The 11721-nt window shown below is 65.8% G+C and carries 10 protein-coding genes; 7 read left to right on the forward strand and 3 right to left on the reverse strand.

Translation table 11 applies throughout. From position 1 onward, the window contains the following. The first annotated feature begins 30 nt into the window (after positions 1–30). From mtrB to secA, 6 genes are all read left to right on the forward strand, one after another. Positions 31–1704 (forward strand): MtrAB system histidine kinase MtrB, encoded by a 1674-nt coding sequence (gene mtrB, locus ACIQCN_RS01405; RefSeq protein ID WP_400609333.1) that lies wholly within the window; start codon positions 31–33, stop codon positions 1702–1704. Further along, complete coding sequence (locus ACIQCN_RS01410) at positions 1701–3419, forward strand: LpqB family beta-propeller domain-containing protein (protein WP_400609008.1); 1719 nt, start codon at positions 1701–1703, stop codon at positions 3417–3419. Before mtrB ends, ACIQCN_RS01410 begins: the two co-directional genes overlap by 4 nt. A 183-nt stretch (positions 3420–3602) precedes the next feature. After that, positions 3603–4379: a ComF family protein gene (locus ACIQCN_RS01415; protein WP_400609010.1), complete on the forward strand. Its 777-nt coding sequence runs from the start codon at positions 3603–3605 to the stop codon at positions 4377–4379. Between the two features lie 200 nt (positions 4380–4579). Then, positions 4580–5305 (forward strand): ribosome hibernation-promoting factor, HPF/YfiA family, encoded by a 726-nt coding sequence (gene hpf / locus ACIQCN_RS01420; protein ID WP_400603215.1) that lies wholly within the window; start codon positions 4580–4582, stop codon positions 5303–5305. A 31-nt stretch (positions 5306–5336) separates the two neighbouring features. Continuing rightward, positions 5337–6560, forward strand: a complete 1224-nt coding sequence (locus ACIQCN_RS01425) for a winged helix-turn-helix domain-containing protein (RefSeq protein ID WP_400609012.1) — start codon at positions 5337–5339, stop codon at positions 6558–6560. A gap of 114 nt (positions 6561–6674) precedes the next feature. Further along, positions 6675–9416, forward strand: a complete 2742-nt coding sequence (gene secA / locus ACIQCN_RS01430) for a preprotein translocase subunit SecA (RefSeq protein WP_400609014.1) — start codon at positions 6675–6677, stop codon at positions 9414–9416. A gap of 5 nt (positions 9417–9421) precedes the next feature. Here the strand turns inward: secA and ACIQCN_RS01435 are convergent, their stop codons facing one another. Beyond that, entirely contained in the window at positions 9422–9874 is a 453-nt protein-coding gene (locus tag ACIQCN_RS01435) for an Rv3235 family protein (protein ID WP_400603219.1), read from the reverse strand. Between the two features lie 71 nt (positions 9875–9945). Then, complete coding sequence (locus tag ACIQCN_RS01440) at positions 9946–10719, reverse strand: LysM peptidoglycan-binding domain-containing protein (protein WP_400609016.1); 774 nt, start codon at positions 10717–10719, stop codon at positions 9946–9948. A 178-nt stretch (positions 10720–10897) separates the two neighbouring features. On the opposite strand from ACIQCN_RS01440, the gene ACIQCN_RS01445 reads away from it, so the two are divergent. Continuing rightward, a complete protein-coding gene (locus ACIQCN_RS01445; protein ID WP_400609018.1) occupies positions 10898–11428 on the forward strand; it encodes a hypothetical protein in 531 nt (176 codons plus the stop codon). Between the two features lie 25 nt (positions 11429–11453). On the opposite strand, the gene ACIQCN_RS01450 is transcribed toward ACIQCN_RS01445, so the two are convergent. Beyond that, entirely contained in the window at positions 11454–11669 is a 216-nt protein-coding gene (locus tag ACIQCN_RS01450) for a helix-turn-helix domain-containing protein (protein ID WP_400603222.1), read from the reverse strand. Positions 11670–11721 lie beyond the last annotated feature (52 nt).

The following is an 11721-nucleotide window of genomic DNA, read 5'->3' on the forward strand; positions in this document are numbered from 1 at the left end:
GTGGGCCTGCGCGTATGGCGCCTGGTGCGGATGGGCTTCCGCCGCCTACTGCCCGCGGTCCGTTCTGTGGGGCGCATGCTGCACCGCCGGTGGCGGCGGTCCCTCCAGTTCCGCACGGTGCTCACAACCCTCCTGCTCGCCGTCACCTCCTTCGCTGTGGTGGGCGCGTACCTGTCCAACCAGATCGCCCACAACCTGTTCCAGGAACGGCTCACCCAGGCCGAATCCGAAACCCGCTACCACGTCAAACAGGTTCAGGAAACTTTCGACGGCGCACAGGTCACCGACCAGTCCAGCGTCATCACCCTGGTTTACGACACGCTGAACGCGGTGGAGGGCCGCGGCTCGGTGATCCAGCGCCGGTACGTGTTCGAAGCGGTTCCGGAGCAAACCAAGCCGCGCAACCGGTGGGTTGAGTCCCGGGCCTCGGACCAGCTGACCGTCAGCGTCATTCCGCCCGAACTGCGCAAGGCCGTGCAGCAGTCCGGCAAGGACCAGTACTGGGCATCCACCGTCATCCCCGTGGGTACCGAGGACCGCCCTGGGATCGCCGTGGGCAACAAGGTGACCTTCAACGGCACCGTCTACGAGCTCTACCTGATCTATGACCTGAACACCGCACAGCAGACCCTGGACGAGATCCAGGGCGTGCTGTGGGCCGGCGGAGCGGTCCTGGTCCTGCTGATCGGCGCAGTTGCCTGGTACGTCACACGCAATGTGGTCAGCCCTGTCAGCCACGCGGCCACCGTCTCGGAGAAACTCGCCGCCGGCCAGCTGCAGGAACGCATGGTGGTCCGCGGCGAGGATGAGGTGGCCCGCCTCGGCGCCTCCTTCAACCACATGGCCGCGAGCCTGCAGGAACAGATCACGCAGCTGGCCACGCTGTCGCAGATGCAGCAGCGGTTCGTCTCGGACGTCTCGCACGAGCTGCGGACGCCGCTGACTACCGTGCGGATGGCCGCCGAGGTCCTGTACGACGCCCGGGAAGACTTCGACCCCATCAACAAGCGCTCGGCGGAGCTGCTGTACAACCAAGTGGAGCGTTTCCAGTCCCTGCTCTCCGACCTCCTGGAGATTTCCCGGTTCGACGCCGGCGTGGCGGTCCTCGATGCCGAGCCGGAGGACATCGTGCAGGTCATTTCGCACGTGATTGACGGTGCCGCGCCGGTGGCCGCCCAATACGGTTCCGAGATCATCCTCCGCGCGCCCGCGGAGCCCATCATTGTGGACATGGACGCCCGCCGCATCGACCGGATCCTGCGCAACCTCATCCTAAACGCGGTGGAGCACGGGGAACGCAAATCCGTGACGGTCACTGTGGCGGCCAACGGCAACGCAGTCGGGGTGGCTGTACGGGACCATGGCATCGGCATGGAACCGGCCGAGGCGGCCCGGGTGTTTGACCGGTTCTGGCGTGCTGATCCTGCCCGGGCCCGCACTACCGGCGGCAGCGGCCTGGGCCTTTCAATCGCCATGGAGGACACCAAGCTGCACAATGGCTGGCTGCAGGCGTGGGGCAGGAAGGGCAGCGGCGCGAACTTCCGGCTGACCCTGCCCTTGCGCCAGGGCGAGGAAATCGAGGCCTCGCCGGTCCAGCTGGAACCGGGGGACATTGTGTTTCCCGGGGGACCTGAATCACGCACCATGGTGCTGCTGGAGCCAGGATCGCTGGCTCCCGCCGCCACGACGAAGGAGAAGGAATGAACGGCCCCGCACCGAGGCAGGCGCCGCTGGTGGCCTTCATGCTCGTACTGCTGGTCCTGGTCCTGCCCGGTTGCGCCCGTATCCCAACCTCCGGGCCCGTGGGCAAGAGCAGCGAGGGCAGCGCCGGAAACGTCAGCGCACCCGTCTTCCTGCCTGCCGCACCCCAGCAGGGGGCAGCGCCGGAAGCCATCATCGACTACTTCTACCGGGCCGGCAGCGGCTACGAAGACGACTACGCCGTGGCGCGCCAGTACCTGACGCAGGCCTCTTCCGTGTCCTGGCGGCCCGACCAGCGGGCCCTCGTCTACAGGGACGCGCGGGTGGTGCCGACAAGGACTGAAAACGTCTACAACTATGAGCTGGACGTGGCCTACATGGTTGATGCGGATGGCATCGCCACGCAGTCACCCGAAGGAACCGTCGAAAGGATTCCGGTCACGGTGGCTCAGGTGGACGGCGAATGGCGGATCTCCGACATTCCGGATGGAACGGCCATCCCGGAGGAGACCTTCAAGGTCATTTACGGCGCCTACCCCATCTACTTCTACGACCCCACCTTCACCTACGCGGTTCCGGACGTCCGGTGGTTCATAAAGAACAAGACGGTCAAGGCAATGACCAGTGCCCTGCTGGCCGGGCCCGCGCCCTACCTGCGCGGCGCCGTGGCCAGCGCGTTCCCGTCGGGGATCAAGTTGGCCCGCGAATCCGTCCCGGTGGTGTCCGGAGCAGCCCAGGTGGACCTCACCGCCAAGGAACTCATGGCCACTTCCGCGGAGGACCGCCTGCGGATGCAGATGCAGCTGACGCTCACCTTCCGCAGCCAGCCGGACGTGGTCAACGTGGAGCTGCGGGCCAACCAGGACCTGGTCCGGGTGGAGGACGACGGGACGGTCCTGCCGCCGGTCCAGAACAAGAGCGTTCCATCCCGCCAGATTGCCATCAGTGACAGGGAGTTGGTCCGCTACGAGAACAACCGGATCTCGCCGCTGCCGGACATGCAGCCCGTCTCGTCGCTCAATCCGCGCTATCCGGCGGAGTCGCCGGTATCCCAGGCCGCCGCCTTCCTCAACGCCGGCCGGACCACGCTCTACAGCATCCTTCCCGGACAGCCCGCCCGCGCTCTCACCACGCGCAGCACGCTGACCAGGCCCTCTTTCGACCTCCACGACTGGGTGTGGACCGCCGGGCCAGGCGCCTCCGGGGCAAGCGAGGTGGCAGCCTTCCGGCCTGCCGGAACGGCGGCCGGCGTGACCGTGCCAACCGTGTCGCTCAAACCAGCGTGGCTGGCCGGACGGGCCGTCAAGGAGTTCCGGATGTCGCGCGAGGGCGTGCGGGCCCTGGTGATTTCCGAGCAGAACGGCCAGACCCGGGTCCAGATTACAGGCGTCATCCGCGGCAGGGACGGCACTCCGCGGGAGCTGACCACGCCAGTGACGCTTGCGGCCTCCGGCCAGCCGGATCAGGGAGTCTGGGTTACGGACACTACGGTGGCCGTGATGAAGGGTTCCAAGGCAGCGAACGTGACTGCGGAGCTGCTGTCACTGACGTCCGGCGAGCCCCAGCCGTTGGCACCCTGGCCGGGACTCGTTGCCCTCAGCGCGGGCAACGGGGCGGACGACATATATGGACAGTCGGCCGAGGGCATCTTCCAGCGCCTGGGCAATGGCTGGTCGCCGCAGATCTCAGGGCCATTGGACCCGGCATTCCCCGGCTGAGGACCCGGCGTTATCCACATAGGGATCCTTGGCAGTGCCTAGGCCGGACAGGCCGGGCAGGCTGGGACTATGAGCACCTTGAGGTTCCGGGCAGCGCGGCACAGCCGGCCGCCCGGCCGTGACCCGGACCTTCAACCCCCGCCCGAACATGCAGGCCGCCATCGGTCGGCGCAGCCTTCCGGCGTGCTGCGGTTTGCAGACCAGGTCGCCGGTGCCTGGGAGGACCTGATGGCCCTGGCCGTCCCCGTTGACTGCGTGTGCTGCGGGGCGGAGGACCGGGCGCTGTGTGTTCAGTGCCAACGGCGCCTCAGGTTCCTGACCAGGGAACCGTTCCGGGCGGAGAGCGGCGCACCCGCCCTCATGGACGTCGATGGTTCCGTGCTGCTGCCCGTGGTTGCCGCAGGCGTCTACCGGGAGGAGCTGGCACAGTCGCTCCTTTCCTTTAAGCGCCACGGCCAGCAGCACCTGCGGCAATGCCTCGCCGGCGCTCTGGCGGGGGCGGTGCGGGCAGCAATGCCGGACGACGGCGGGGGCGTGGTTCTCGTGCCTGTCCCCACCGGCACGGCCGCGTACCTCAGCCGTGGATTCAGTCCCGTCCATCTCCTCCTTTCCGGTGCGGTACGGCACCTTCCGGGCGCGGTGGTGGCCGATGTGCTGGCCGGCGGGGGCAGGGAGGGCTGGCTGTCCGGGCGGCCGCACGGGTCCTCCGGCGGGGGCCAGAAGGGGCTCGGGCGGGGAGCCCGGGCCAGCCGCGTCCGGGGTTCCATGCGCGTGCGCCGGCCGGACGTTGCCGGGCGCAGGTGCATCATTGTCGACGATGTCCTGACCACGGGGGCTACCCTGTCCGAGGCCGCCCGGGCACTGCGCGCCGGAGAGGCGAAAGTGGCCGGCGCCGTGGTCCTGGCCGCTGCGCGCCCGCCGGATGCCGCCTTCGCAGGTGGAGCTGCGGTACCGCTGTAGCCCCTCCCGTCAGGGGCCCCGGCCTGGAAAAAAATAAACCAAGAAAAGATGAATAACGCGTGGCGATGAACTAACGTCGGTGGTGGGTACAAAGAACAGAATGTACCTTTCGATGGCGGCTCGGAGAGGGGCTCGACTGTCAGTCAGATCGGCCCAGGGATGTTCCGCCGTCGTGTCACCGAAGTCATTTGGAGGGCACCATGGAGTTTATGATCAGCGGACGAAATCTGACGGTTTCAGACCGGTTCCGTGAATACGCCGGGGAAAAGATTTCAAAGATCGAATCGCTGGGGGATAAGGTCCAGCGGGTCGACGCGAAAGTGTCCAAGGAGACCAATGCCCGGCAGACCGGCGACCAGCTGACTGTCGAAGTGACGGTGCTGGGCAGGGGGCCCGTGATCCGCGCCGAAGCGAGCGCCGCTGACAAGTTCGCAGCATTCGACCTGGCCTATAACAAGTTGCTGGAGCGCCTTCGCCGCGCGAAGGACCGCAAGAAGGTCCACCATGGACGCCACACGCCCAAGGCCGTCCGCGAGGCAACTGCTTCCCTTGAGCCGGCCAGCACGCAGGAGCCGCTCTACCTTGAAGCGAGCCACCGCAACGACGCAGCTGCGGCTACGGCGGAGAAGTCGCCCTATGACGTGGACAACGACATCCCCGCCGGTGACTCGCCTGTCCTGATCCGGCGGAAGGTCTTTCCGGCCGCCTCACTGTCCCTGGATGACGCCGTGGACAACATGGAACTGGTCGGTCACGACTTCTACCTGTTTGTGGACAAGGCCACGAACACTCCTTCAGTGGTTTACCGCCGCCGCGGCTGGACCTACGGCGTGATCACGCTGGACCACGAATGCGAGCCGGGGGATACCGTGGTGGAGGAAAAGATCCTCGCGTACCGCTCGGACGATGCCGCCGCGAACGCCTAGGATGGCGTAACGATCTCCAGAGAGGACTGATGTGCCCGCAAAGCTGAGCCTGCACCAGGCACGGCGGATCGCGTTGGCAGCTCAGGGACTCGACAAGGTACGGCCCGCCGGCCCGGTGACAGCACGGGCGGTGGGCCGCACCTTTGCCCGGCTTCAGTTGGTCCAGATTGACTCTGTCAACGTCCTGGCGCGCAGCCACTTCCTGCCGTTTTTCTCCAGGCTGGGACCGTACGACCGGTCCATCCTGCAGCGGATGGCCAGCAGCCATCCCCGCCGGATGATGGAGTACTGGGCGCACGAAGCCAGCTTCATCCGGCCGGGACACTACCGGGATCTGCTCTTGTGGCAGAAGCGGGAGTGGGTGGGGGCCGGGCGGCTTGATCCGGACGTGCGGGATGCCGTCGCCCGCCGCGTCCTGGACATCCTGGAGCGGTCGCGGCCCCTGACGGCCTCGGAACTGACAGTCCGGATGGGGCATGTTGAGCCGGAACAGGCGGGCGGATGGGGGTGGAATTGGAATACGGTCAAAAGGGTCCTGGAGCACCTGTTCGAAGCAGGCGTGGTGGGCGCCGCATCCCGGACGGAACAGTTTGAGCGCAGATATACGCTGGCGGAACGGATCCTGCCGGTACCCGACGGCGGGCCCAGTGACCCTGCCGCCCAGGATGTCCGCGCCGAGGCCCTCCATCGGCTCGTGGAGGCCGCCGCCCGGGCCCATGGCATAGGAACGGTCCGTTGCTTCGCCGACTATTTCCGCACTCCGTTGAAGGCCACCGCGGATTCCGTGGACCACCTGGTGGGCGCCGGGGTCCTGGAACCCGTGACGGTGGACGGGTGGAACCGTACCGTTTTCCGTCACGGCGAAGCACGGCTGCCCCGCCGCGCGGACGGGCGTGCGCTCCTGAGTCCGTTCGATTCCGCAGTGTTCGAACGGCGCCGGCTCGAGGAACTGTTTGGGTTCCACTACCGCATCGAGATCTACACGCCCCGGCCCAAAAGGCGCTTCGGCTACTACGTGCTGCCGTTCCTGCTGCGGGACGCCATGGTGGCCCGGGTGGACCTCAAAGCGGACCGGCAGGGCGGACGGCTGCTGGTGAGGTCAGCGTTCGCCGAGCCGGAAGCACCGGCCGACACCGCCGTCGAACTCGCTGCCGAACTGGCGCTGATGGCAGGCTGGCTGGGACTTGACGGGGTGGAGGTCTACCCGGTGGGGGACCTTGCCGGTGCCCTGTCCGGGGCTGTGGGGAAGGCCTGAGCCCGGTATTCGCTCTCAGGGAAACCGGCCCCGGACCGGTGGTATGTGCGGCGTATCTCTCCCGTAGACTAAAAACGCCAGAATTCGGCGGCATGAGACTGGGAGCATCTTCACGTGGCATCACTTATCGAAAAACTTCTCCGCACGGGTGACAAGAAAACACTCCGGCAGCTGCGGAACTATGCCGACTCCATTAATGCCCTTGAAGATTCCTTTAAGACCTTCACGGATGCCGAACTCCGTGCCGAGACCGACCGGCTGCGCGCGCGGCACCAGGACGGTGAGAAGCTGGACGACCTGCTTCCCGAAGCTTTTGCCGCTGTCCGCGAGGCCTCGTCAAGAACACTGGGCATGCGCCACTTCGACGTCCAGCTGATGGGTGGCGCCGCCCTCCACCTCGGCAACATCGCGGAAATGAAGACCGGTGAAGGCAAGACCCTGGTGGCAACTGCCCCCGCCTACCTGAATGCACTCACCGGCAAGGGCGTGCACGTGGTCACGGTGAACGACTATCTCGCTGAATACCAGTCGGACCTCATGGGCCGCGTTTACCGCTTCCTGGGCCTCACCAGCGGTTGCATCCTTTCCAACCAGGACCCGTCCGTCCGCCGCCAGCAGTACGCCGCGGACATCACCTATGGCACCAATAACGAGTTCGGCTTTGACTACCTGCGCGACAACATGGCGTGGGACAAGAACGAACTGGTCCAGCGCGGCCACAACTTCGCAATCGTCGACGAGGTGGACTCGATCCTGATCGACGAAGCACGGACGCCGCTGATCATCTCCGGACCGGCACCGGGCGACACCAACCGCTGGTACAGCGAGTTCGCCAAGGTGGTGCTTCGCCTCCAGCCCGGAACCGACTACGAGGTGGACGAGAAGAAGCGCACCGTGGGTGTGCTGGAAAGCGGCATCGAAAAGGTCGAGGACTACCTGGGCATTCACAACCTTTACGAGTCCGCCAACACCCCGCTCATCGGGTTCCTTAACAACGCCATCAAGGCCAAGGAGCTCTTCAAGCGGGACAAGGACTACGTCATCCTGGACGGCGAGGTCCTGATCGTCGACGAGCACACCGGCCGCATCCTGGCCGGCCGTCGCTACAACGAGGGCATGCACCAGGCCATCGAGGCCAAGGAAGGCGTGGAGATCAAGGCGGAGAACCAGACGCTGGCCACCGTTACGCTCCAGAACTACTTCCGCATGTACAACAAGCTTTCAGGCATGACCGGTACGGCCGAGACCGAGGCCGCCGAGTTCATGAGCACCTACAAGCTCGGCGTGGTGGCGATCCCGACCAACCGTGACATGCAGCGGATCGACCAGCCGGACCTGGTGTTCAAGAATGAGACCGTGAAGTTCGACGCCGTCGTGCGCGACATCGCCGAACGGCATGCAAAGGGCCAGCCGGTCCTGGTGGGCACCACCAGCGTCGAAAAGAGCGAATACCTCTCCCGGCTGCTTGCCAAGGAAGGCGTCCGCCACGAGGTCCTGAACGCGAAGAACCACGCCCGGGAAGCAGCAATCGTGGCCCAGGCCGGCCGCAAGGGCGCCGTGACCGTGGCCACCAACATGGCCGGCCGCGGAACGGACATCATGCTGGGGGGCAACGCTGAATTCACCGCCGTTGCTGAGCTTGCCAAGCGCGGGCTGGACCCGGAAGAGAACTCCGAAGAATACGAGGCCGCCTGGCCGGCGGCCCTGGAGGCTGCGAAGCAGTCGGTCAAGGACGAGCATGAGGAAGTCCTGAACCTGGGTGGACTCTATGTTCTGGGCACCGAGCGCCACGAGTCCCGGCGCATCGACAATCAGCTCCGCGGCCGGTCCGGACGCCAGGGCGACCCCGGTGAGTCCCGGTTCTACCTGTCACTGACCGACGACCTGATGCGGCTCTTCAACTCCGGCGCCGCCGAACGCCTAATGAACAGCTCCGTTCCCGACGACGTGGCACTGGAATCCAAGCTGGTGTCACGCGCCATCGCTTCCGCGCAGGGCCAGGTCGAAGGACGCAATGCCGAGCAGCGCAAGAACGTCCTGAAGTACGACGACGTCCTGAACCGGCAGCGCGAGGCCATCTACAGCGACCGCCGGCGGATCCTGGAAGGCGACGACCTGCACGAGAAGGTGCAGTTCTTCGTAGAGGACACCATCACGGCGCTCATCGACTCCGCCACGGCAGAGGGCAACGGTGACGACTGGGACTTCCAGCAGCTTTGGACCAACCTCAAGACGCTCTACCCGGTCAGCATCACGCCCGAGGACCTGATCGAGGAAGCCGGCGGCAAATCCAGGCTGACGGCGGAGTTCCTCAAGGAGGAAATCCTGTCTGACGCCCGTCTGGTGTACCAGGCCCGCGAAGAGGCCCTCGGTTCGGAAAGCATGCGCGAACTGGAGCGCCGGGTTGTGCTCTCGGTCATCGGCCGAAAGTGGCAGGAACACCTTTACGAGATGGATTACCTGAAGGAAGGAATCGGGCTGCGGGCCATGGCTCAGCGCGATCCCCTGGTGGAGTACCAGCGCGAGGGCTTCGTGATGTTCCAGAGCATGATGGAGGCCATCCGCGAGGAGAGCGTCGGGTTCCTGTTCAATCTGGAGGTCGAAGTGACCCCGGCCCGCGATGTTGTGGTGCAGGACGCCGCGGGGGCACACACAGAGCATGTCGAACCGCAGGTTCGAGCGGCCGGGCTGGAAGCCCCTGAGAGACCTGCCCAGTTGCAGTACACAGCGCCCAGCGAAAGCGGTGGAGCGCAGACCAGGGTGGAGACCCGCTCCTCTGGCCCTGGCCGCTCCGGCAACCCTGCGAAGGCTGCGGCCCAGGATGCCGCAAGGCGGGCGAAGAAAAAACGGAACTGACCTGACTATCCGATGACGAGTTCGGTGACCCGCCAAACCTGCTTGCTCCGCTCCAGGCGGACAGCGACGGCGCGGGCCCGGACGTCGTCAACCACCACGGCGCTGGCTTCGTAGATTCCCTCTGACACTTCACAGACCCGGACCGACCCGACGCTTGAGTTCCGGTGAAGCCGGGCAAGGACCGGGTTGGCCGTGCGCGTTGCCTCCCGGCGGATCAGGGCCGCTCTGTGCTGCAGCGTGGCCAGGCACCTTGGGTCAAGCCGCCGTGCCAGCTGGTGAACGGGGCGGATGCCGGCCAGCACTTCCATGGCGGCCTGGACGGTGCCACGCGTGATGGCGCGGATGTCCGAGGAGTCGTCCCTGGGAGTTCCCGTTTGCCGGTGCGGCCCCGCCCCTGGGTGCTGTCGGGGTTCCTTCCGCAGTTCCTGCGCGGTCTGGATCGGTGTTGCTGCGGTCATGGGGTTCCCCTTTGTCGATCGTGGTAGTTCAGGAATATCTGTCTGTGCTATTGCTGCGGCGTGTGGTTGGGTCAGCGTCCGGGCGGAGCCTGAAGGACCTGCCCCGGTAGAAGCACATCCGGACTCAGGCCGATGAGGTTCCGGTTTGCCTGGTACCAGCGTGGCCAGTGAAGGGCCACCTCCACGTCGGAAGCTCCCGGGCCCAGGTCTTTTTTCGCTATGTCCCATAAGGTGTCCCCGGCCAGCACGGTCACTTCTACGGTCCGCCCCTGTGGCGCCGTGTCCGCCTGAACGCCGGCGCGGACGCTCGGGCGCGCCAGCAGGCCGGGGCCCGTTACCGGTGCCGGTGGTCGCCACCGGGGTTCGACTCCTGAAGGGATGCCTTCCGGATGGGAAGCTGCGGGGCCGGCCGGCGCGGAGGCTTCAGTTTGTGTGGGCATCCACTCCGGTCCCGGCGCCATGACGGCATGCGCCGCCGGGCCGGAAAAAAGCTGGAGCGAAAGTACGGCAAGGATGAGCCTGCGCATGAATGCCGGTGAGAATCGGCGGGCGGTTGCCGCCGCCCGGCGGTTGCCGCGACGGTCCAGGGCGACCGCGGCTGCGGAGCATGCCAGCGACAACAACCACCAGGCCACCACGGCAGAGCCAGCGGCTGAGGCGAGGGCGCCCAGAAGGTCTGCTGCAGCGAGGCCTTGCAGCACGTCCTTCGCGTCCGCCGCTGCACCGCGCACCAACCTGTCCACGGCCGACTTGCCCGAGAGCAGCAGGGCAGCGCCAAGAAGAAGGATGCCGGAGGTCATGGCCGTGTCAGTCACTACGGAGGTCCGTGGAGCGGAGTCGTTCATTACAAGCCCCTTTGATGCGATTTGATGTAGTTTGATGCTGTTAGGCTCAGTTTGAATGTGGCAAAGCAACTTTGTCTATAGATTTGCTCAAATAATTCGGTCCATTGACCTCCGGCCTGCCGGAACCTACGCTGTCCGGATGCGCTGGGATGCCCTTTTTGACGACTTGGAAAGCCAAATGAGCGAACAGGACCGGCTGGTTCTGGACGCGGACATCAGCGACCGCGTACGTGCCGAACTGGTGGGGATCGGTATGGCGGATCGGCTGCGCGGCTCCATGGACTGCAGGCTCTCGGTGCACCTGCTCTGCGGAGAAACGGTGCACGGGGTACTGTGCCACGTAGGTGCGGATGCCCTGGTTCTTGACGAAGAGCAGCACCAGGCGCTCGTCCCGTATGCGTCGGTGGCGCGCTACACGGGGCTGGGCCGGCTGGCTCCTGGAGAGGTGTCCAGCGTGAAACGGCGGCTTGGCCTGGCACACGCCCTGAGGGGTCTGGCCCGGGACCGGGCCCAGCTGTCGATGACTGTGGGCGCGGGTGCGACGTCAGTCCGGCTGGCCGGTGTCATCGACAGGGTGGGCGCGGACTTCCTCGATCTGGCACTGGTGGCACCCGGCGAAGTGCGCCGGAACGCCCAGGTGCGGCAGGTCTCCACCGTTCCGTTTACGGCTATCTCCCTGGTGAGATCGAGCGGAACCGGGGCGCTCTAGGAAACGGCGTCACGGGCCGGGGCCGTCAGACTGACTTCGCCTTTGACTCCTGGATCATGCGGCTGGCTTCCGCGTAACGCTCTTCGATGTACTGTTCCAACATTTTTTCCTCGACCCGCCATTGGCCCCTTCCGCCAACCTGGATAGCCTTCAGCTCGCCGCTGCGGACCAGGGCGTAAGCCGCCGGCGCGTTGATCTGGAGCTGCTCGGCTACATCCGCGAGTGTTAGGAACCTGGGCATAGACCCATTTTGCCATCAATAGACCCTGGATGCTGGTGTTATCCACAGATTG

The organism is Pseudarthrobacter sp. NPDC092424, from assembly GCF_044754925.1.
Classification (GTDB): domain Bacteria; phylum Actinomycetota; class Actinomycetes; order Actinomycetales; family Micrococcaceae; genus Arthrobacter.

Excerpts from the sequence above, each read along its gene's own strand:
- mtrB (WP_400609333.1), top strand. The coding sequence starts at position 31 with ATGGGCTTCCGCCGCCTACTGCCCGCGGTCCGTTCTGTGGGGCGCATG.
- ACIQCN_RS01410 (WP_400609008.1), top strand. The coding sequence starts at position 1,701 with ATGAACGGCCCCGCACCGAGGCAGGCGCCGCTGGTGGCCTTCATGCTC.
- hpf (WP_400603215.1), top strand. The coding sequence starts at position 4,580 with ATGGAGTTTATGATCAGCGGACGAAATCTGACGGTTTCAGACCGGTTC.
- ACIQCN_RS01435 (WP_400603219.1), bottom strand. The coding sequence starts at position 9,874 with ATGACCGCAGCAACACCGATCCAGACCGCGCAGGAACTGCGGAAGGAA.
- ACIQCN_RS01440 (WP_400609016.1), bottom strand. The coding sequence starts at position 10,719 with ATGAACGACTCCGCTCCACGGACCTCCGTAGTGACTGACACGGCCATG.
- ACIQCN_RS01445 (WP_400609018.1), top strand. The coding sequence starts at position 10,898 with ATGAGCGAACAGGACCGGCTGGTTCTGGACGCGGACATCAGCGACCGC.
- ACIQCN_RS01450 (WP_400603222.1), bottom strand. The coding sequence starts at position 11,669 with ATGCCCAGGTTCCTAACACTCGCGGATGTAGCCGAGCAGCTCCAGATC.